Here is a 21,260-nt window from a genome sequence, read left to right on the forward strand (position 1 = left end):
GCTCCTGCAGTCGTTTGTACAGGCTGAAAAAATTACTTCGCGCGAGTGCGCAGCTCGGTGCAGTAGTACAGCAAGGCCAGCGCCGGGAACGCAAATCCCAGCCAGGTGGTGGCGCTCCAGCCGCCCTGCGCATAAATCCATCCCCCCAGCGCCGAACCGAGCGCGCCGCCGCCGAAGAAAGTGGCCATGAACAGGCCGTTGAGGCGGCTACGAATTTCGCCGCCGAGCGCATAGATAGCGCGCTGGCTCAGCACCAGGTTGGCCGAGACGCCGAAGTCGAGCAGGATCGCCGAGGCCAGCAACACCATCAGCGACGATTCGCGTCCGCCGCCCCAGAAATGCGTCATCAGGAACGAGGCGGCGACCGCCAGCATGGCGACGCAGGTGGCCGGACGACTCCAGCCGCGGTCGGCCACGCGACCGGCAATCGGCGCTGCAATCACACCGATCACGCCGGCGAAGGCGAACAGCGCAATGCCCTTTTGCGACATGTTGAAGGTCGGACCGGCCAGGAACAGCGGCGAAGTGGTCCAGTACAGGCTGAACGCCGCGAACATCATGGCGTGGTACGCCGAACGGCGGCGCAGGATGGGCGTGGTCCGCACCAGATGCCACATCGACGCCAGCAAGGCCCCATAGTGCATGCCGGCCGGCGGACGGCGCGCCGGCAGGTAGCGCGCCAGCACCAGGGCCAGCAAGGCGATGGCCACTGCCGACATGCCGAAGATCGCGTGCCAGCCGAACAGGTCCGCCACCAGGCTCGACAACGGCCGCGCCAGCAGTATCCCCATCAGCAAACCGCTCATGACGTTGCCGACCGCGCGCCCGCGGGTCTCCGGCAGCGACATGTGCGCGGCATACGGCACCAGTACCTGGGCGCCCACCGAACTGACCCCGATCACGAACGCCGCCAGGAAAAACTGCGCAGCGCTCTGCGCAAAAGCGGCGCCGACCAGCGCGACGCAGGTGATCGCGAGCAGCACCAGCACCATCTTGCGGTTTTCGATCAGGTCGCCGGCCGGCACGATGAACAGCAGGCCGAGACCGTAGCCGATCTGCGCCAGCGTGACGATCAGGCCTGCGGCCCCGGGCGAGATGCCGGTGGCGACCGCGATCGGGCCGATCAGCGGCTGGGCGTAGTAGAGATTGGCGACGATGATGCCGCAGGCCGCCGCCAGCAGCGTAATCATCCAGCCGGCGATATCCTGTTGCTTGCCTTGCAATGCTGCAGCGGTACCCATGAGACGGAGCCTTCGGTCGAAAAATGAGGAGCACACTGTAGCCGAATCGGCCGGTTCTTGCCGGCCTGGGACCACTTTCATCGTCATGCCGGCGTTCCGGCATAGCGCCACCGCCTTCGTCGCTGGTACACTGACGCTCCGCATGGGCGCCCGGGCATCGTCAAGTTCGCGTCTCAAACATGGCTGGAACGCGTGATCGGCGGCGCCTTCATCGGCCTCGGCGTCAAACCGGCCCTTAGCAAGCAATAATGTGACCCACCTTTCCCTGAAAACCGATTCCCTGGCTCATGCCCTGCACGGCGCTGCACGCGCCATCGCCGACGTGCGCGCCGGCACCGCGCTGCCGCAAGCCCTGGCGCGCCTGTTCGCCCAGCCCGACATGACCCCCCAGGCACGGGGAGCAATCCAGGACCTGGCCTACCTGTCGATGCGCCGCCTTGGCCTGGCCGACGGCTTGCTGTCCCTGCTCGCCAACAAACCGCCGCAGCCGGAAGTGCTGCACGGCCTGCTGACCTGTGCGCTGAGCCTGCTGCTGGACGAGGACCATCCGGCCTACGACGCTTTCACCGTGGTCAACCAGGCCGTCGAAGCGGCTGCCGCCGACGCCGAAATGAGCCATGCCAAGGGCGTGGTCAACGCCATCCTGCGGCGCTTCCTGCGCGAGCGCGCGACGCTGCTGCCGCAAGTGGAAAAGACGCCTCCCGGCGCCTGGAATTATCCGACCTGGTGGATCGACCGCCTCAAGGGCGCCTATCCGGCCCAATGGCAAGACATTCTGCGGGCCGGCAACGCCGCGCCGCCGCTGACGCTGCGCGTGAACCGCCGCAAGTCGAACGCGCCCGATTACCTGCACCTGCTGGCCCTCAACGGCATCGGCGCACGCCAGGTCGGCGCCGACGCGGTGCGGCTCGACAAACCGCTGCCGGTGAGCCAGATTCCGGGCTTCGCCGACGGCCTGGTGTCGGTGCAGGACGCCGCCGCGCAGATGGCGGCGCCGCTGCTCGACGTGCAGGACGGCATGCGCGTGCTGGACGCCTGTGCGGCGCCGGGCGGTAAGACCGGTCATCTGCTGGAATGCGCCGACCTCGATCTGGTGGCGCTGGACCATGACCACAAACGCCTGCGCCGCATCGAGGAAAACCTGCAACGCCTGCAACTCAAGGCGCAATTGCTGGCCGGAGACGCCCGCAACAGCCAGGATTGGTGGGGCGGAGAACAGTTTGACCGCATCCTCGCCGATGTCCCCTGCACGGCCTCGGGAATCGTGCGCCGCCATCCCGATATCCGCTGGCTGCGCCGCAAAAACGACACGGCGCAACTCACAACACTTTCCGCCCAAATACTCGACAATCTTTGGCAGATGCTAAAGCCGGGTGGTAAATTGCTGCTGGTGACATGCTCGTTGTGGCCGCAGGAATCGGAAGAACAGGCCGCCGCGTTTGCCAAACGCCATCAAGATAACCAAGAAGGCAATCACGCCGTCCGACTGCCAGCTCCAGGTCAATTGCTGCCGACCGCCAGTGCAGAAACCGACCATGACGGCCTGTTTTATGCCCTGTTTCAAAAAACTGGACCATGAATTGACGCAATCGGCTCTTATTTCCACGCATATGCCGTCATTCCGCCAACTTCCGTCGGCGGCCCCGGCAACCTCATTGCATCCTTCCCGATGGCTGCGGCGCGTACTGCTGGCGCTGGTATTGCTGTTCTGCCAGGCCGGCATCCAGGCTGCGGAAATCGATGTCGTCCAGGCTTCGCTGGAAGCCACCGACGACGGCTACCGGCTGTCGACGTCGTACTCCTTCGAACTCAACCGCAGCCTGGAAGATGCACTGGTGCGCGGCGTGCCGCTGTATTTCACCACCGACGTCCAGCTTACGCGGCGGCGCTGGTACTGGTTCGACGAAGTCTCCATCTCGCTTTCCCGCACGATGCGCATTTCGTATAACGTGCTGACCCGGCAGTACCATGCTTCCACCAGCGGCCAGCTGCAGCAGAGTTTTTCCACGCTGGAAGACGCCATGTCGCTGATCCGCCGGCCGCCGCGCTGGAACATCGCCGACAAGAACACCCTCAAGTCCGGCGACGTCTACAACGTCGGCCTGCGCATGCGCCTGGACGTGGCGCAATTGCCCAAACCGTTCCAGATCAACGCGCTCAACAATAGCGACTGGCGGCTTTCCTCCGACTGGAAAGAATTCACCTTCAAAGTAGAATGACCCGTACCTTGCGCTATTTGCTGGTGGTGGGCGGCGGCGTCATCAGCATCCTGCTGTTCCTGCTGGCGTCCGCCTCCGAAAACTCCGCCTTGTTCGATCAGCACTATCCGTGGCTGCTGGGTCTCAACGCCCTGGCCGCGATAGCGCTGCTGCTGCTGGTCGTGCTGCTGCTGACGCGACTGTACAAGCGCTACCGGCGCGGCAAGTTCGGCTCCAGATTGCTGGCGCGGCTGGTGATGCTGTTTGCGCTGATCGGCATCCTGCCCGGTGCAGTCATCTACCTGGTGTCGGTGCAGTTCGTGTCGCGCTCGATCGAGTCGTGGTTCGACGTGCGCATGGAAGCGGCGCTGGAATCCGGCCTCAACCTCGGCCGCAATGCGCTCGATTCCTCCCTGACCGACCTGGCCTCGCGCGGGCGTGCAATGGCGCAGGAACTGTCCGATATGTCGGAGTCCGAACAGGTCACCTATCTGTCGCGCCAGCGCGACCAGAGCATGGAAATCACCGTGGTCAACGCCAACGGCCAGGTGCAGGCAACCGTGGGGGGACGCATCGGCGTGCTCACGCCTACCCTGCCGACCGCAGCGATGATACGCCAGGCCCGTCTCTCGCGCGGTTTCTCGGTGGTGGAAAGCGATGACTCTCGCCCGCTCAACGGCGAGTCGGATGCCGACGGCAACCTGCGCCTGCACGTGGTCATCGCCGTACCGGCCTCGTCCAAGGCCATGGGCCTGCAGAACGACAGCCGCTTCCTGCAGATCCTGCAGCCTGTGCCGGACTACCTCGCCACCAACGCCGAAACCTTGCGATTGGCTTACAGCGAATACCAGCAGCGCTCGGTGGCGCGTTCGGGCCTGCGCAAGATTTACATCGTCACGCTGACGCTCACGCTGCTGCTGGCCATCTTCGGCGCCATCGCCAGCGCCTTCCTGATCGCCAGCGATCTAGCCAAACCGTTGCTGCTGCTGGCCGAAGGCACCAAGGCGGTGGCCGAAGGCAACCTCTCGCCGCGCCCCATCGTCAGCACCTCGGATGAACTCGGCACGCTGACGCAGTCGTTCAACACCATGACGCGGCAATTGCTGGAAGCCCGCACCTCGGTCGAAAGAAACCGCGCCGAGCTGGAAAACGCCAAGGCCTACCTGGAATCCGTGCTGGCCAACATGTCGGCCGGCGTGATGGTGCTCGACAGCGAGTTCTGCATCGTCAGCGTCAACGACTCGGTGCGCCGCATCCTCGGTTACGACTTCAACGGCAGCACCGGCACGCCGCTGCACACCATCGACGGCCAGGCATTGTTTGCCGAAGCGATCATCAAGGCCTTCTCGGAGCAGCGCGCCCACCTCGCCGACAGCGCCGAAGACGGCCTGCACTGGCAACAGCAGATCGAACTGCCGCACCGCAGCAGCAATGGCGCCGGCGACAACACCGAAACCAGCAAGGACGGCAGCAAAACCATCCTGCTGGCGCGCGGTTCGCATCTCCCGGTGCAAAGCGGCGTCGGCTACGTGGTGGTGTTCGATGACATCAGCAAGGTCATTTCGGCGCAGCGTTCGATCGCCTGGGGCGAAGTGGCGCGGCGCCTGGCGCATGAAATCAAGAATCCGCTCACGCCCATCCAGCTGTCGGCCGAACGCCTGCAGATGCGCCTGGCCGACAAGCTGCTGCCGGCGGATGCCGCCATCCTCGACAAGAGCACGACCACCATCGTCAACCAGGTCAGCGCCATGAAGCGCATGGTCGACGACTTCCGCGAATACGCCAAGACGCCGCCGGCCAAACCCTCGGCGCTCGATCTCAACGCATTGACCGAGGAAATCCTGCACCTCTACCTGGCCGGCGACGGCCGCGATACCATCCACGCGCGCCTGGCCCCCGATCTGCCGAAGGTGATGGGCGACGCCACCCAGCTGCGCCAGGTCATCCACAACCTGCTGCAGAATGCTCAGGACGCGGTTGCCGAGAACGGCGACGTCACACCGCATATCGATGTCGTCACCGAACTGGTCAAGTACCCGGGTTCCAACGGCGTTGCGCGCAGCGCCGTACGGCTCTCCATCACCGACAATGGACCCGGCTTCGATCAGAAAATTTTAGCCAGTGCGTTCGAACCTTATGTAACATCCAAACCTAAAGGGACGGGTTTGGGCTTGGCAATGGTTAAGAAAATAGTCGACGAACATGGAGGTCGCATCGATATCCAAAATCGTAGCGATACAAGAGGCGCAAAAATACTGATTTTGCTGTTAAAGTTAGCGTCCGATGCATAAGGATTAAGATTTTTCTCATTGCTGCCGTTGATACATGGGTCTTTACCAAGTAAGGTTGCGAAATTAGCCCGGCGCTGTTGTGTGTCTGTGTGCCGTATTCAGATACCGTTCCAGTCATAACCCAGCCAGATTGATTTTTGCAGCAGTGCTGTGAAGAGTTCAGCGGTTGCACGGAAAATCTCAAAAATATCTAGTGAGGAAAGCAGGCACATGGCTAACATCCTGGTCGTCGACGACGAAATGGGTATCCGCGAGTTGCTCTCGGAAATTTTGGGCGATGAAGGACATGTCGTAGCAACCGCCGAGAACGCTCAGCAAGCGCGCGAGTTGCGGTTGAGTAGCGTTCCGGATCTGGTGCTGCTGGATATCTGGATGCCGGACACCGACGGCGTCACCCTGCTCAAGGAATGGCAGCGCGATGGCTTGTTGACCATGCCCGTGATCATGATGTCGGGTCATGCCACCATCGACACCGCCGTCGAAGCGACCCGCATCGGCGCACTCAATTTCCTCGAAAAGCCGATCGCCCTGCAAAAACTGCTCAAGGCGGTCCAGCAAGGTTTGTCGCACAGCCGCGAACCGGCGCGTCCGGTGTCGTACATCCGTCCGACCGTCGCCGCCAGCGCCGACAGCGTCGATCACCACGCCAGCCCTCTGTCGTCCTATGCGCCGCCAAGCGCCACCGACACGCTGCATCACGGCCTGGCAGCGGCGCCGGCCTATGCGCCCATCGCCGACAACGCCTCCAACATCTCCTTCGACCTGCCGTTGCGCGAGGCGCGCGACGCCTTCGAACGCGCCTATTTCGAATACCACCTGGTGCGCGAAAACGGCAGCATGACGCGCGTGGCCGAGCGCACCGGCCTGGAGCGCACGCACTTGTACCGCAAACTCAAGCAGCTTGGCGTCGAGCCGGGCAAACTGTCCAAGAAAAACCTTTGAACGGCCCTCGTCTGACGGCGCAATGCCGTCGGACGTCCGTTTGCCGCACTACCGGCATTTCCCCTCGCCGCGGTTTTCCCCTTCTGTTCCCGCTACCGTAGTTTTACTGCCGCCTCCGTTCCGGCTTGATTGCCGGCAAGCCCGGCGTGGCGCCGCTTCATGTGGTCTCCGCGGCAAGATCGTCAACAGGTTCTCAGGAACCTTCTTGTTTCCACCCCCTCCATTCCTGTAGGGCCGGCCGCTATGGCCCTGCAAGCTCGCCCGTTCTTCATGTCATTTTGTCATTCGGGCAAAAGTTATCGGCAATTGCGCCGTAACCATATTCAGGGAGACGCAACAGCGACGCCGCCAGGAGCGACCGTCGCATCACCCTTGAAATACCCCGATATGACGCCACTTCCTTTTCAAAGCTTAAGCATTTGCACAAGGAGCCACTATGAACCTGATCTACAACAGTGAGCAATACAGCGTCGTTGAATTCGGTGCCGACCGCGACCACGAAGCCCTGCGTTTCGGCGGCTATGAAATCATGGACAAATCCGGCCAGCGTGAAATCTACATCGACGGCCCGGCCGCCGAACTGTTCCGCAAGGACGTACAAGACCTGATCGCGACGGAACCGTCGATGGAAGACATCGATACCTTCCTCAGCAAGTACGATCTGATGATGCGTCATCCAATGACGCTGCACTGATCCGGCCTGCGGCCCGCCGGCGACGGCGGCGCTGCACCTCGCCGGATTATTCCCGGCCCGCACCGCTTGCGGCCGCGTTTCTGCTTCCGCCTTTGCTTCCACCTCTGCTTCTGCTTTTTCTTCCCGGCCTTCCCGCTTTATAATTTCAGGCTTGCGGCGCGTGCCGCGGTTTGCTTCCGCCTGACATCCGCCTCAATGAATTCCTTGCCCATCACCAGCAGCCAGACCGGCGTCCACGAACATTTGTCGGCGCTGGTTGCGCGCCATGCGGATGCCGGCGCGCCGTTTCGCAAGCCGGTAACCGACTACAACCGGCGCGCCTTCGAGCACAGCATCGCCGCCTGGAGGGCGGCCGGCGCCGCGCCGCTGATCCTCGACACCGGCTGCGGCGTCGGCCTGTCGACGCTGAACCTGGCGACCCAGTTCCCCGATCATTTCGTCATCGGCATCGACCAGTCGGAAGATCGCCTCGGGCGCAACACACAATGGGACGGGCCGCCGCCGGGTAACCTGTGCTTCATCCGCGCCGACCTGGTCGACTACTGGCGGCTGCTGCTGGAAGCAAAAGTCTTCCCGGCGCGCCAGTACCTGCTGTATCCCAATCCCTGGCCCAAGATCGGCCACCTGGCGCGGCGCTGGCATGGCCATGCGGTGTTCCCGAGCATCATCGCGCTGGGCGGCGTCATCGAATGCCGCAGCAACTGGCGGATTTACGTGGAAGAATTCGCCGCCGCGCTGACGCAACTGAGCGGACGGCCGACGGCCTGCGAAGCCTACGCCACCGACACGCCAATCACGCCGTTCGAGCGCAAATACCTCGCCTCGGGACACGCATTATGGCGCTGCCGCAGCGAGCTGCCGCCGCAGAAAAACGACGCCGGCTGAAGGCGGGTTTGCGCCGGGCGCAGTATCATAGGGCCTTTTTTGCCGCCCCGATTCCCGCGTTCTTCGTCATGACCCACACCACCGGATTGTCTGCATGAGCCTCGCCATCGTCGCCCTGGTGCTGTGCGCCGCCCTGTTGCACGCTTCCTGGAATGCCTTGCTGAAAAGCAGCGGCGACCGCCTGGCCTCGCTGACCATCATGACCATCGGTGCGGGCATCGGCGCGATTCCGCTGGTGCTGTTCACGCCCCTGCCGCATGCCGCCGCCTGGCCCTACATCATCCTGTCGGCGATCCTGCACACCGGCTACAACGTGTTCCTGATCCGCGCTTACCGCATCGGCGATTTCAGCCAGTCCTATCCGATTGCGCGCGGCTCGTCGCCCATGCTGGTGTCGATCGGCGCGGCCCTCTTCGTCGGCGAACAGATGAGCATCTACACCTGGCTGGGCGTGGCGCTGGTCTCGATCGGCATCATCAGCCTGGCCAACATCAAGGATCGCCACAACCTGTCCGGTCCGATTGCGGCCTTCACCACCGGCGCCTTCATCGCCGCCTACACCGTCACCGACGGCATCGGCGCGCGCGCTGCCGGCAATGCGCTGGCGTATTCAGGCTGGCTGTTCGTGCTCGACAGTTTCCCGCTAGCGCTGATCTTCATGTGGATGCACAGGCGCCTGCCGATGGCGGCCGAGCGCAAACAGAACTGGCTCAGCCTGGCGGGCGGCATGATGTCCTTGCTGGCTTACGGGATTGTGATCTGGGCCGTGACGCTGGCGCCCATGGGAACGGTGTCCGCGTTGCGCGAAACCTCGGTGCTGTTTGCGGCCCTGATCGGCACGCTCTTCCTGGGAGAGAAACTGACGATGCGGCGCATCTTCGCCTGCATCGTCATCACCCTCGGCGCCGTCGTGCTGGGTTGGCACCGATAGTCCAGGCAAGTTTCTAAATTTCCACCTTGGTGCCCAGCTCAACCACGCGGTTGGCCGGGATGTGGAAGAAGTCCGACGGCTTGGCGCCGTTCTGGTACATCCACGCAAACAGCTGCTCGCGCCACAGCGACATGCCCAGCAACTTGCTCGGCACCACCGTATCGCGCGCCAGGAAGAAGGACGTGTCCATCAGGTCGAACTCCATGCCGAACTGCGCCGCCGTCAAATCCAGCACCTTGTGCATTTCCGGCGCTTCCTTGAAGCCGAACGCAGCGCGCAGCAGATAGACGTTGCCGCCCAGATCCTTGAGCGTCAGGCGCTCTTCATCGGCGACGAACGGCACGTCCCAGATACTGATCTTCAGGAAAAACACCCGCTCGTGCAGGATGCGGTTGTGCTTGAGGTTGTGCAGCAGCGCCACCGGCACGGTATTGATGTTGCCGGTCATGAAGACCGCCGTGCCGCCAACGCGATGCGGCGGATGCGCCAGCAAGCCTTCGACGAAAGGTTCCAGCGGAATGCCGTCGTCCTTGATGCGGGTGCGCAGCAACATGCGGCCCGAGTACCAGGTCATCAGCAGGAAGAACGCCGCGCCGCCGAGCAGCAGCGGGAACCAGCCGCCATCGGCGATCTTCAGCAGGTTGGCCGTGAAGAATGCCAGATCGACCGTAATGAAAGCACCGATCACCAGCGTCACCAGCACCGGATGCCATTTCCATTCGGCGCGCATGACCACCGCCGCCAACATCGTGGTGATCACCATCGTGGTCGTCACGGCAACGCCGTAAGCCGCCGCCAGGTTGTCGGATTTCTTGAACGCCAGCACCACCGCCACCACCAGCACCAGCAGCATCCAGTTGATCAGCGGGATATAGATCTGGCCGCGCTCGTCTTCCGACGTATGCAGGATGCGCATGCGCGGCACGAAGCCCAGCAGGATGGCCTGGCTGGTCAGCGAGAACGCGCCCGAGATCACCGCCTGCGAGGCGATCACCGTGGCGAACGTCGCCAGCACCACCATCGGCACCAGCAGCATATCCGGCACCATCAGGTAAAACGGGTTCTTGATCGCTTCGGGATTCGACAACAGGTTGGCCCCCTGGCCAAAGTAATTGATCACCAGGCAAGGCATCACGGTATACAGCCACGCGAAGCGGATCGGCCGGATGCCGAAGTGGCCCATGTCGGCGTACAGCGCTTCGGCGCCGGTCAGCACCAGCACCACCGAGCCCAGCACGATGAAGGCCTGCAGCGAATGCTCGATCATGAAATGCACGGCGTAATACGGATTGATCGCCACCAGGATGTCCGGCGCCTTGAGGATGTGATACAGGCCCAGCGCTCCCAGCGAAATGAACCACAGGAACATGATCGGCCCGAACAGCTTGCCCACCAGGTTGGTGCCGTGGCGCTGGATCAGGAACAGGCCGATCAGGATCACCAGCGTCAGCGGGATCACGTAATGCGAAGTCCCCGGCGCCGCGATGTCCATGCCTTCCACCGCCGACAGCACCGAGATGGCCGGCGTGATCACCACGTCGCCATAGAACATGCAGGCCCCGAACACGCCCAGCATCATCAGCAACTTGGCGCGCGGCGAACCGCTCACGGCCGTGCGCAGCGACAGCGCCATCAGCGCCAGCACGCCGCCCTCGCCGTTGTTGTCGGCGCGCATGACGAACAGCACATACTTGAGCGAGACCACGATCGTGATCGACCAGAACAGCATGGAGATGATGCCCAGCACCGCATCGGGAGAAAACGCGATGCCGTGTTCCGGACTGAAGCATTCTTTCAGCGCATACAGCGGACTGGTGCCGATGTCGCCGAAGACAACCCCGAGGGCTGCCAGAGTGATGATGTGGAGTTTTTGCGACCGGAAGGAATAATTTGGTCTGACCTGAGTTGAACTCATTGTTTTCCCGTATTTGATTTGATGCTCATGTCTGCAGCGTCTTGCTCGTCGTTTTCGTGTTCGTTTCGACCTGCAGCTTTGAATGCGCGTTACGCCGGTGAAACCGGATAGCGCGTACTTTATCGCACTATCCCCTCGCCGGGATGCTGCGTTGCGCAAAGGCATCTACCCGACGGTGCGGCCTTGACAATGGCGCGCCCACGAGCATCGCGGCGCGCCGCGAATTTCGCCGAAAACCGCAAGTCACGGCTATGGCTTCCAAAATGCTTCGAAAACCGCATAAAGATATGCGATAAACGCGTTTTTCATTCTGCCTGCGGCTTTATATACTCCTCGCTCATAAAGAACAGCGGTTGTCATTCAAGGTTGTTCTTAAGCCCTCGCCCACAAGAACGAGGTCCCCGCTTTTACCGGAGTATCCATGTTTGCCAAACGACTTCTCTCCGCCGCGCTGAGCCTCGGCCTGCTGAGCGTCGGCCTCGCCGCCACCGCACCCGCACGCGCTGAAGGCCAGCTGCGTATCGCCGAACAATTCGGCGTCGTCTATTTGTTGCTGAACGTCGCCCAGGACCAGAAACTGATCGAGAAGCACGGCAAGGCCCAGGGCGTCGACATCAAGGTCGACTGGGTCAAGCTGTCGGGAGGATCGGCCGTCAATGACGCACTGCTGTCGGGCGCAATCGACATCGCCGGCGCCGGCGTCGGCCCGCTGCTGACCATCTGGGACCGCACCCACGGGCGGCAGAACGTGCGCGGCGTGGCATCGCTGGGCAACCTGCCTTACTACCTCGTGAGCAACAATCCCAACGTCAAGACCATCGCCGACTTCACCGACAAGGACCGCATCGCGCTGCCGGCCGTCGGCGTCTCGGTGCAATCGCGCGTACTGCAACTGGCCTCGGCCAGGCAGTGGAGCGACGCCCAATACAACAAGCTCGACAAGATCAGCGTCGCCGTACCGCATCCGGATGCGGCCGCCGCCATCATCAACGGCGGCACCGAGATCAGCGCTCACTTCGGCAATCCGCCGTTCCAGGATCAGGAACTGGCGGGCAATCCCAAGGCGCATATCGTGTTGAACTCCTATCAGGTGCTGGGCGGCCCGTCGTCGGCCACGGTGCTGTACGCCACCGAAAAATTCCGCAAGGACAATCCCAAGACCTACAAGGCCTTCCTCGGCGCGCTCGATGAAGCCGCCAGATTCATCGCCGCCAATCCCGACAAGGCGGCCGACACCTACATCCGCGTCAGCAACGCCAGGATCGACCGCGACCTGCTGCTGAAGATCATCAAGAACCCCGAAGTGCAGTTCAAGATCGCACCGCAGAATACTTATCCGCTGGCCGAATTCATGTATCGCGTCGGCGCCATCAAGAACAAGCCGGCCTCGGTGAAGGATTACTTCTTCGACGACGCTCACGTCAACGGAGGCAGCTGAGATGCGCGCCACGTTCCACACCCTGATTGCGGCCGCGATTGCAGCCCTCACCCTCGGCATTAGCGCCGGCGCCCATGCCGAAGGCCAGATCCGCATCGCCCAGCAATTCGGCGTCGGCTACCTGATCCTCGACGTCGTACAAGACCAGAAACTCATTGAAAAATACGGCAAGCAGCAAGGCGTCGACATCAAGGTGGAATGGAACAGCATCTCCGGCGCCACCGCCATGAACGAAGCGCTGCTGGCCGGCGCGCTCGACGTGGTCTCGGCCGGCGTGCCGCCGATGCTGACGCTGTGGGACCGCACGCGCGGCCGCCAGAACGTCAAGGCGATCGCCTCGCTCGGCTCCATGCCCAACTATCTGCTGACCAATAATCCCAAGGTCAGGACGCTGCAAGACCTCAGCGACAAGGATCGCATCGCGGTGCCGGCCGCCGGTGTCGGCTACCAGTCGCGCACCCTGCAGATCGAAACCGCGCGCGTGTTCGGCAAGGCCGATTACAAGCGCTTCGACAATATCTCGGTAAGCCTGTCGCATCCCGATGCCACCGTGGCGCTGATCTCCGGCGGCTCGGAGATCGATACGCATTTTTCCAGCCCGCCGTTCCAGTACCAGGCGCTGGAGAACAAGAACGTCCACAAGATCCTCAGCTCCTACGACATCCTCGGCGGACCGGCGACCTTCAACGTGCTTTACACCACGCAGAAATTCCACGACGACAATCCGAAGACCTACAAAGCCTTCTACAACGCCCTGGTCGAAGCGGCGCAATTCATCCGCGCCAACAAGGCCAAGGCCGCCGACACCTTCATCCGCGTGCAGAAGTCCAAACTGGCGCCCGGGTTCGTGCGCAAGATTATCGAAGATCCGGAAATCGACTTCACCGTCTCGCCGCAACGCAGCTATGTCTACGCCGACAAGCTCTACGACATCGGCGTGCTGAAAAACCGCGCCGCATCATGGAAGGATTACTTTTTTGAAGAAGCCTATGCCCAGCCAGGCAGCTGATCCGCAGAATCGGCACAACCCGCACGCGCCGATCCTGCGCGCCGTCGGCGAACACGCAGCGCTACTGCAGGTCGACCGCGTCGGCCTGCAATACCGCAGCCCCACCGCCGTGGTGCAAGCCACGCACGACGTCAGTTTCGACGTCTATCCGGCCGATCGTTTCGTACTGCTGGGACCGTCCGGCTGCGGCAAATCGAGCCTGCTGAAAGCCGTCGCCGGCTTCCTCAAGCCGGCTGCCGGCGAGATCCGTCTTGACGGCGCCGCCATCCATCAGCCAGGTCCGGATCGCATCGTGGTGTTCCAGGAATTCGACCAGCTGCCGCCGTGGAAAACCGTGAAGCAGAACGTCATGTTCCCGCTGCTGGCCTCCCGCACGCTGGGCAAGCGCGAAGCGGCCGAACGCGCGCTGCACTACCTCGACAAGGTCGGCCTCGGCAAGTTCGCCGACGCCTATCCGCACACGCTGTCGGGCGGCATGAAGGCGCGCGTTGCGATCGCCCGCGCGCTGGCCATGCAGCCGAAGATCCTGCTGATGGACGAACCCTTCGCCGCGCTCGACGCGCTGACGCGCCGCAAGATGCAGGAAGAACTGCTGATCCTGTGGGAAGAAGTACGCTTCACGCTGCTGTTCGTCACCCACTCGATCGAAGAAGCGCTGGTGGTCGGCAACCGCATCCTGCTGCTGTCGCCGCATCCTGGCCGCGTGCGCGCTGAAATCAACAGCCACCAGTACGACCTGCAAAGCCTGGGCGGCGTCGGTTTCCAGGAAACCGCGCGGCGCATCCATCGCCTGCTGTTCAATGAAGGCCATGGAGAACCGGCGCAGGTCAATTTCAAGGACGTGCGGTTTTCGTATTGAGCAGGCAGCGGTTTTTCCATCGCGCTATGCGGGTTTGCATATACCGCTTATCATTGACGGCGCTGTACACGACGCCGCCGTTCGCGCATCATGGGCGACTTCAATCAGGAGTCCGCCCATGACCGCAACCCCAACATCGTCCCCGCCAAGCGTCAACGCCGAACAAGCCGAGGTGCTGGTCCCCATCGAACAATACTTCCTCGGCCATGCGCGCGATGACGCCAGCCACATGCGGCAAGCCTTCCTGCCGACCGCGCACATCGAATCGATGCGCGAAGGCGTGTTCACTTCCTGGCCGCTCGACGTCTACTGCGAGCGCTTCAAAGGCACGCCGGCCGCCGATGAGGCGAATCGCCGCCGCACGGTGGAGTGGATCGACGTCGGCGGCCTCTCGGCCAGCGCCAAGATCACGCTGGTGCACGGCCCGGTTACTTTCACCGATTACTTCGTGCTGCTGAAAACCGCGGACGGCTGGAAGATCGCCAACAAGGCCTTCCACGGCCGCCCGAGCTGATCCGGGTTGTACTTTCCGCCGGCCCCGGCGCCGGCGGGAATTGATCCTTTCCCCGTCCGTTCTCGCTCCCGCAGCCATATACGCAATTCGCATTTGTTTGTGCGAAACGATTCGTTTCCGGCATATCTCGCTTCCGTTATGTTGGAGGATTTTCAAGATCCGCCAATCAACAGGTCGAGCCGCCATGCATCTATCCCCTCCCATCCGCGACGAATACGAAATCGCCCTGACGCCGCTGGACGACGTCCCGTTGGAACGCACGCTGTCGCTGCCGCAGCGCATCTGGCAGCAAAGCTGGGTGCGCAAGACGGTGATCCTGCTGGTGCTGGCGCTAATCTGGGAAATCGTCGCTCGCGTCCAGGATAACGATCTACTCTTGCCGGGCTTCGTGCAGACCGCGCACGCCTTCGTTGACGGCGTCGCCACGGGCGAGCTGATCGGCAAGGTATGGATTTCGCTGAAGGTGTTGGTCAAGGGTTACCTGATCGGCATTGCGCTGGCGTTCGGACTGACCACGCTCGCGGTGTCGACGCAGCTGGGCCGCGATCTGCTGAGCACGCTGACGTCGATGTTCAATCCGCTGCCGGCGATTGCCATGCTGCCGCTGGCGCTGCTGTGGTTCGGACTCGGTGAGAACAGCCTGATTTTTGTGCTGGTGCATTCGGTGCTGTGGGCTTTGGCTTTGAATACCTATGCGGGATTTTTGGGCGTGTCGGATACCTTGCGGATGGCGGGGCGTAATTATGGTTTGCGCGGCTTGCGGTTCGTGCTGTTCATGCTGGTGCCGGCGGCTTTGCCCTCGATTCTTGCGGGCTTGCGGATTGGCTGGGCGTTTGCCTGGCGCACCTTGATTGCTGCGGAGCTGGTGTTTGGGGCTTCCAGCGGCAAGGGCGGGCTGGGCTGGTATATCTTTCAGAATCGCAATGAGCTGTATACCGATAAGGTGTTTGCGGGGTTGGCGATGGTGATTCTGATTGGGTTGGTGGTGGAGAATTTCGGGTTCAATACGATTGAGAGATTGACTGTCAAGCGGTGGGGAATGCAGCGGTGAGCGGTGTTTTGTTCGGGCGTGCCATTTTTAAGTAATTTCGTCTTTTCTCTCTTCGTTCAATCCTTCGCTAGGGACAAACCCCGGCAAAGTCGTCTGAAAGACTTCGTCGGCCGCAATGTCATTCGCGCTGCGACACTTCCTGGAGAAGATCGCCATCGTCCCGATAGGCGCTCAGGTCTCGGCCCAGAGCCGCAGCAGGTTGTGATAGTGCCCGGTCAGCACCACGGTCTCGTCGCTGTCGCCATGACGCCGGCGCAGCGCATGAATGGCCTGGTCGAGCTCGTACAGCATGCCGCGCCGCTGGTCGTCGCGAATCATGCTCTGGGTCCAGAAGAAGGCGCTGATGCGGCAACCGCGCGTGACGGCGGTGACTTCGTGGCGGCTGGTGGACGGGTACAGGATCAGGTCGCCGGCCGGCAGCTTGACCTCGTGCGCACCGTAGGTGTCATGCACCACCAGCTCGCCGCCGTCGTAGTCCCCGGGCTCGCTCAGGAACAACGTGGACGACACGTCGGTGCGCAACTGATAGCCGGCGCCGGGTGTGGCGCCCGCCACGTTGCGTACGGCGCCGTCGATATGCACGCCGTATTGCTCGCCGCCCTCATAGCGATTGAACAGCGGCGGCATGGTGCGCGCCGGCAAGGCGGCGGCGAAGAAGGTCGGATGGATTGCCAGCGCAGCCAGCACGGTGTGCGCCAGCTCCGTGCCGGCCGCGGAATGTTCCGACAGCTGCCGGTTGCGTTTCATGCGCGCGCCTTGAGAACCGACCGTGGCGCGACCGTCGGTCCAGTCGGCGGCGTCGAGTTGCTTGCGGATCAGGGCGACCTGTTCCGGGTTGAGGATTTGCGGGATATGCAGCAACACGATGTACTCCTTTTTATCGTGGTTGAAGAAGAGAGGCGTTTGAATGACAAACCCCGCCGTTGACGGCGGGGCTTTTGACGCGGAAAAGATCAATAGATCAAGCAATCAGTACGCGAGGTTCAGGCTAAGTTTGGCCGAGCGTTCTACGCCTGGGATGTAGCGCGTACCGCTATTGTTGAGCGACGCTGTGTAACGTGCGTTGTTCAAGTTGTACAAGTTCAGCTGGATGCTGGCGTTCTTGTCGATCTGGTATGCCGCCATAGCGTCGGCGATCCAATAGCTTTGTGCGTACGGTGTGTTGGTGGCGCCATTTATGGTGGTGCTCGCAGTGCGCGCCATCGTGTCGACATAACGAACTCCGCCACCGATAGTGAAGCCAGTGGGAAGTTGATAGGTACTCCACAAGGTCATGGTTTTTTTCGGAGAAAAGCTCATGGCTGCATTGTTCTGATTGCTGGTTGCCAAGCTATTGGTGGTGCCATCCGATACCTTCGCGTTCATCAGTGCGGCACTTGCATTGAGCGACCAGCCTCGCACGATCTCACCGGAGGCGCCCAGCTCAATGCCGTCAACGCGCTTCTTGCCGGTTTGTGTAAACGCATTGGAGGTGACGGCGTCCTGCTTGATCTCGTTGCTGACTTCGGTGCGGAACAGTGCCGCGGAAAGCAGCAGCTTCTTCTCGAACACTTCCCATTTGCTACCAATTTCCACTGTCTTGGTTCTTTGCGGCGTGAAGTTGGGGTTGTCCAAACTGCTACCGTTGCTGGTCAACACAAATGCGGCCCCGCCCGGCGGCTGTTGTGAAGTTGCATAGGCGGCGTAGATACTGCCGTTGGGAGCGGGCTTGTACAGCGCGCCGACCTTCCAGTTGAGCAGGGTGTCGGATTTGCTCAGCGTAGTCGGCACCAGGGTCCCGACGGGCAGGGTCGGATTGCTGGTGGCGGTCGACAAACCGATGCCGCTGAAGTCCGTGGTGTAACGATCCAAGCGCACGCCGGCATTCAATTGAAAAGAAGGAGTCAATTCGAGCGTGTCAAACAGATACGTGCCGATGGTGTTGGTCGTACCGTCGTTGCGAGCGCCGCTTGCACGCACCTGAACACCCGCAGGTGCGTAGGGATTCGGCGCATACAGATTGGCGGCGGCGAGCGTCGGACCAGTGTAAAGAATCGTGGTCTGTTTTTCCCGAATGAACTCCAGCCCCGTCGTGATGGCATGCCTGACAGGCCCGGTGCTGAATTTGATCAGGGTATTGGTCTGGTTGGTGAAGATTTCATTTTCCTGATCCCTCGTCTGCAGCAGTCTGTTTACCGTCCAGTTGGCGGGGTTGGCATTGCTGCCGTCAATGGTGTACGGACTGCCGATCAGATAGTTCTGCTTGGTCTTGCCATAGCGCGCGATGTTGCGAATCGTCACGTCGGCGCTGAGATCGTGTTCAAAGACGGCGGTAAACATGTCGGTAGTGCTTTTGTCGTAGTCGCCGGCCATGCCGTAGTAGTTGCGGCGCGCTACCGGCTGGAGCGACTTGCCCGCCGTCGAAGCATTGAAGAATCCCGGAGTGCCGATGGTAGGAATGCCCGCATCCGGCACGTTGTCCCGGTCCAGATGCAAATAATTCAGGAAGACCCGGGTCGGCGTGCCGAGCCCGATGGCGAACGACGGCGCAACGCCCCAGCGATTGTTCCGTACTCGGTCGCGGCCAGGCACGCCGCTGTCCTGCTTGAGCAGGTTGAGCCGGAAGGCGGCGCCGTTGAGTCCGTCGATATGGCGATTGAGATCGGCGGTGATGCGTTTCTGGTCGCCCGTGCCGTAGGTCGCTGTTCCGGAATAGGCATTCTCCAGCATGGGCTGCTTGGTCACCATGTTGATATAGCCGGTCGGTGCGCTGCGACCGTTGTCGGCGCCGGCCGGACCCTTGACCACTTCAATCTGCTCGATGTTGAACAGATCGCGCGACACGCCGCCGAGGTCGCGGATGTTGTCGACAAAGATGCTGTTGGCGGTGCTGAAGCCGCGCATGAAGATCGCATCGCCGGTGTCGGTTCGACCATTCTCGCCGGCGCTGAAGGTCCCGACGCCCGCGCTGTTTTGCAGCGCTTCCGTGAGCGTGGTTGCCAGCTGCGATTGCAGCAGCTCCTTCTTGATGACGGTGATGGTCTGCGTGGTGTTGACCAGCGGCTGCGTGAATTTGGGCGAGCTGACGCGCTCGGCCTTGTAGGATTCGTTGCGCTCGTTGGCATTGACTTCGGGCAGCGTGTCGGCGGCGACATGGAACGGTGCGGCCAGCGCCAGCGTCGACAGTGCCAGCGACGAACCCAGATTGTGCAGATTGACCAGGCGGCCGGCGGCGCCGTGTTTCTTGCTCTTGATGTAGATAGACATGGAAATCCCAGTAGTGAGTGACGATCAGGACCGACCACGATCGGAAGGACGATGTGCGCGGGAAAGTGATTGACTGGCGGACTGACTGGCGGGGATGCTGGCGGGCTGTTGCTGCGAACGGGACATCGCGATGCGGCGATCGGCGCTGCGACTATAGTTTTCGGACGCGGAGCGAGACAATGCTTTCGGGCCGGATCCTGCAGATATTCCGGTTTCCTTGACGGATGCCAATCGACCGCTCGAAAGTCATCGGCTTCAACCACGATGAGTCTCGGGATTTTTATCGTTTGCTACAAAATGGAGGCGTCCGGCGACGACCGAATCCTTACGTTAAACTGTCCGAATTATTTTAATAACAGATAACCGAGACAACATCATGTTCCATTCCGAGCGCGCGCCCGATTTCAAGACCGTCCTCCTCGCCAGCGGCCTGGTGCTGACGCTGGCCATGGGCGTGCGTCACGGGCTGGGCTTCTGGCTGCAGCCGATTTCGCAGGCGCATGGCTGGACGCGCGAGACATTTTCACTGGCAATCGCCTTGCAGAATCTGATGTGGGGTGTGTTCGGGCCGTTCGCCGGGATGGCGGCGGATCGCTACGGCACCGCGCGCGTGATTGTCTTCGGCGCGCTGTTATACATGGGCGGCTTGCTGTGGATGGCGCTGGTGGATCAGCCGATGCTGTTCGCGGTGGGCTCGGGCGTGCTGATCGGCGCGGCCTTGTCGTGTACCGCCTTCGGCGCGATCAGCGGCATCGTCGGCCGCAGCGCGCCGCCGGAAAAACGCTCGCTGGCTTTCGGGATTTCATCGGCGGCGGGTTCCTTCGGCCAGTTCGTGATGATGCCGGTTGAGCAGCAACTGATTTCGGTGACCGGCTGGCAACAGGCGTTCTATTGGCTGGCGGCGCTGGTGGTGGCGGTGATGGTACCGATGGCGTTCCGCCTGCGCGAGCCGAAGCTGGCGCACGACGGCAAGCACGAACAGAGCATCTGGGATGCGACGCGCGAGGCGTTCGCCTACCGGCCGTTCCAGTTCCTGATCGCGGGTTATTTCGTGTGCGGCTTCCAGGTGGTGTTCATCGGCGCACATCTGCCGTCCTACCTCAAGGACAAGGGCCTGATGGATCCCAACATTGCGGTCGCGGCGCTGGCGCTGATCGGCCTGTTCAACATCTTCGGTTCGTATTACGCCGGCAAGCTTGGCGGCTTCCTGCCCAAGCGCTACCTGCTGTCGACCATCTATCTGTCGCGCACCATCGCCATCAGCCTGTTCCTGCTGGCGCCGCTGTCGCCGTGGTCGGTGTATATCTTCTCGGCTGCGATGGGCTTGCTGTGGCTGTCGACGGTGCCGCTCACCAACGGCATCATCGCGGGCATTTTCGGGCTCAAGCATCTGTCGATGCTGTCGGGCTTCGTGTTCCTGTCGCATCAGGTCGGCAGTTTCCTGGGGGTCTGGCTGGGCGGCTATCTGTTCACCCGCGAAGGCAGCTACAACACGGTCTGGATGATCACCATCGGACTCGGCCTGTTCGCCACGGTCATGAACCTGCCGGTCAACGAGAAGGCCATCCGGCGCGCGCCGCTGGCGGCGTCGTAAGGTCCCCGCACCATGCGCTCCCGCTCGCATCCGCGCCTCAGGCGATTCGCCGTTCTGGCTGCGCTTGGCGTGGTGCTGGGTGCGACTTTCCTGGCGTATCTCCGGCCGGATTTCATCTTCGACGTCGCCAACCGCATCGTGCTGTGTTTTTGAGCCCTTCGGCGGCGGGGGTACAATGGCCGGCATGAGCGATACCACTATTTCCCTGACGGAACTGGAAGAGGCAATCAACTACTGGCGCATCCAGCGTCCCGCCACCGGCGAGGAATGCGCGCTGTCGCCTGAAGTCAATGCGCTGGCCGACGTCTACGCCGTGATGATCATTGAACATCTGCACAGCATTGCCGTCGACCTGATCGGCAAGGAGTCGCGCCAGTTGTTCGAGGCTTGGCGGCAGGCCCGCGCCGGCCAGGGCGCCTGAGGTTCCGTCCCCCTCCCCGGCGCTGCACGCG

19 protein-coding genes are annotated in these 21,260 nt (G+C 62.0%); 15 read left to right on the top strand and 4 right to left on the bottom strand.

Annotated elements, in window-relative coordinates; genetic code table 11:
- Positions 1-32: 32 nt before the first annotated feature.
- A complete protein-coding gene (locus F506_RS21840) occupies positions 33-1,241 on the bottom strand; it encodes an MFS transporter (RefSeq protein ID WP_053200881.1) in 1,209 nt (402 codons plus the stop codon).
- 250 nt (positions 1,242-1,491) lie between these two features.
- Between F506_RS21840 and rsmB the strand changes: the two genes are divergently transcribed.
- The 7 genes from rsmB (at position 1,492) to F506_RS21875 (ending at position 9,182) form a co-directional block, all read left to right on the top strand.
- Complete coding sequence (gene rsmB / locus F506_RS21845; protein ID WP_200907696.1) at positions 1,492-2,820, top strand: 16S rRNA (cytosine(967)-C(5))-methyltransferase RsmB; 1,329 nt, start codon at positions 1,492-1,494, stop codon at positions 2,818-2,820.
- Between the two features lie 31 nt (positions 2,821-2,851).
- Complete coding sequence (locus F506_RS21850; protein WP_053200883.1) at positions 2,852-3,460, top strand: DUF4390 domain-containing protein; 609 nt, start codon at positions 2,852-2,854, stop codon at positions 3,458-3,460.
- A complete protein-coding gene (locus F506_RS21855) occupies positions 3,457-5,730 on the top strand; it encodes a sensor histidine kinase (protein ID WP_053200885.1) in 2,274 nt (757 codons plus the stop codon). Before F506_RS21850 ends, F506_RS21855 begins: the two co-directional genes overlap by 4 nt.
- Positions 5,731-5,940: 210 nt before the next feature.
- Positions 5,941-6,672, top strand: a complete 732-nt coding sequence (locus F506_RS21860; protein ID WP_053200887.1) for a response regulator — start codon at positions 5,941-5,943, stop codon at positions 6,670-6,672.
- A 436-nt stretch (positions 6,673-7,108) separates the two neighbouring features.
- Positions 7,109-7,366 carry a BTH_I0359 family protein gene (locus tag F506_RS21865; protein WP_016836074.1) on the top strand — a complete coding sequence of 86 codons (258 nt, stop codon included), beginning with the start codon at positions 7,109-7,111 and terminating at the stop codon, positions 7,364-7,366.
- Positions 7,367-7,561: 195 nt separating this feature from the next.
- Positions 7,562-8,251, top strand: a complete 690-nt coding sequence (gene trmB, locus F506_RS21870) for a tRNA (guanine(46)-N(7))-methyltransferase TrmB (protein WP_053200889.1) — start codon at positions 7,562-7,564, stop codon at positions 8,249-8,251.
- Between the two features lie 94 nt (positions 8,252-8,345).
- A complete protein-coding gene (locus F506_RS21875; protein WP_053200891.1) occupies positions 8,346-9,182 on the top strand; it encodes a DMT family transporter in 837 nt (278 codons plus the stop codon).
- 13 nt (positions 9,183-9,195) lie between these two features.
- Here the strand turns inward: F506_RS21875 and F506_RS21880 are convergent, their stop codons facing one another.
- Entirely contained in the window at positions 9,196-11,097 is a 1,902-nt protein-coding gene (locus F506_RS21880; protein WP_053200893.1) for a potassium transporter Kup, read from the bottom strand.
- A gap of 421 nt (positions 11,098-11,518) precedes the next feature.
- Here F506_RS21880 and F506_RS21885 point away from each other — a divergent pair, with 421 nt between their 5' ends.
- The 5 genes from F506_RS21885 to F506_RS21905 all read left to right on the top strand — a co-directional run bounded on the left by F506_RS21885 (position 11,519) and on the right by F506_RS21905 (position 15,968).
- The gene (locus F506_RS21885; RefSeq protein ID WP_053200895.1) at positions 11,519-12,535 is read left to right on the top strand and encodes an ABC transporter substrate-binding protein; all 1,017 of its coding nucleotides are present in this window, start codon (positions 11,519-11,521) and stop codon (positions 12,533-12,535) included.
- Position 12,536: 1 nt separating this feature from the next.
- Positions 12,537-13,544 carry an ABC transporter substrate-binding protein gene (locus F506_RS21890; protein WP_053200898.1) on the top strand — a complete coding sequence of 336 codons (1,008 nt, stop codon included), beginning with the start codon at positions 12,537-12,539 and terminating at the stop codon, positions 13,542-13,544.
- Positions 13,525-14,403: an ABC transporter ATP-binding protein gene (locus tag F506_RS21895; protein WP_235471277.1), complete on the top strand. Its 879-nt coding sequence runs from the start codon at positions 13,525-13,527 to the stop codon at positions 14,401-14,403. The genes F506_RS21890 and F506_RS21895 overlap by 20 nt, the downstream gene beginning before the upstream one ends.
- A gap of 118 nt (positions 14,404-14,521) precedes the next feature.
- Positions 14,522-14,917: a nuclear transport factor 2 family protein gene (locus F506_RS21900; RefSeq protein WP_053200899.1), complete on the top strand. Its 396-nt coding sequence runs from the start codon at positions 14,522-14,524 to the stop codon at positions 14,915-14,917.
- Positions 14,918-15,101: 184 nt separating this feature from the next.
- Entirely contained in the window at positions 15,102-15,968 is an 867-nt protein-coding gene (locus F506_RS21905; RefSeq protein WP_053200901.1) for an ABC transporter permease, read from the top strand.
- Positions 15,969-16,139: 171 nt separating this feature from the next.
- On the opposite strand, the gene F506_RS21910 is transcribed toward F506_RS21905, so the two are convergent.
- Entirely contained in the window at positions 16,140-16,832 is a 693-nt protein-coding gene (locus F506_RS21910) for a Fe2+-dependent dioxygenase (protein WP_053200903.1), read from the bottom strand.
- A gap of 105 nt (positions 16,833-16,937) precedes the next feature.
- The gene (locus F506_RS21915; RefSeq protein WP_053200904.1) at positions 16,938-19,214 is read right to left on the bottom strand and encodes a catecholate siderophore receptor Fiu; all 2,277 of its coding nucleotides are present in this window, start codon (positions 19,212-19,214) and stop codon (positions 16,938-16,940) included.
- Between the two features lie 376 nt (positions 19,215-19,590).
- On the opposite strand from F506_RS21915, the gene F506_RS21920 reads away from it, so the two are divergent.
- The 3 genes from F506_RS21920 to F506_RS21925 are packed head-to-tail and all read left to right on the top strand — an operon-like array spanning position 19,591 to position 21,229.
- A complete protein-coding gene (locus F506_RS21920; RefSeq protein WP_053200906.1) occupies positions 19,591-20,808 on the top strand; it encodes an MFS transporter in 1,218 nt (405 codons plus the stop codon).
- A 12-nt stretch (positions 20,809-20,820) separates the two neighbouring features.
- On the top strand, positions 20,821-20,961 hold the full coding sequence (locus F506_RS23520) for a hypothetical protein (protein ID WP_167552713.1): 141 nt from the start codon (positions 20,821-20,823) through the stop codon (positions 20,959-20,961).
- A 22-nt stretch (positions 20,962-20,983) separates the two neighbouring features.
- The gene (locus F506_RS21925; protein ID WP_083458157.1) at positions 20,984-21,229 is read left to right on the top strand and encodes a DUF3717 domain-containing protein; all 246 of its coding nucleotides are present in this window, start codon (positions 20,984-20,986) and stop codon (positions 21,227-21,229) included.
- Positions 21,230-21,260 lie beyond the last annotated feature (31 nt).

It is taken from the genome of Herbaspirillum hiltneri N3 (assembly GCF_001267925.1).
GTDB lineage: Bacteria > Pseudomonadota > Gammaproteobacteria > Burkholderiales > Burkholderiaceae_D > Herbaspirillum > Herbaspirillum hiltneri.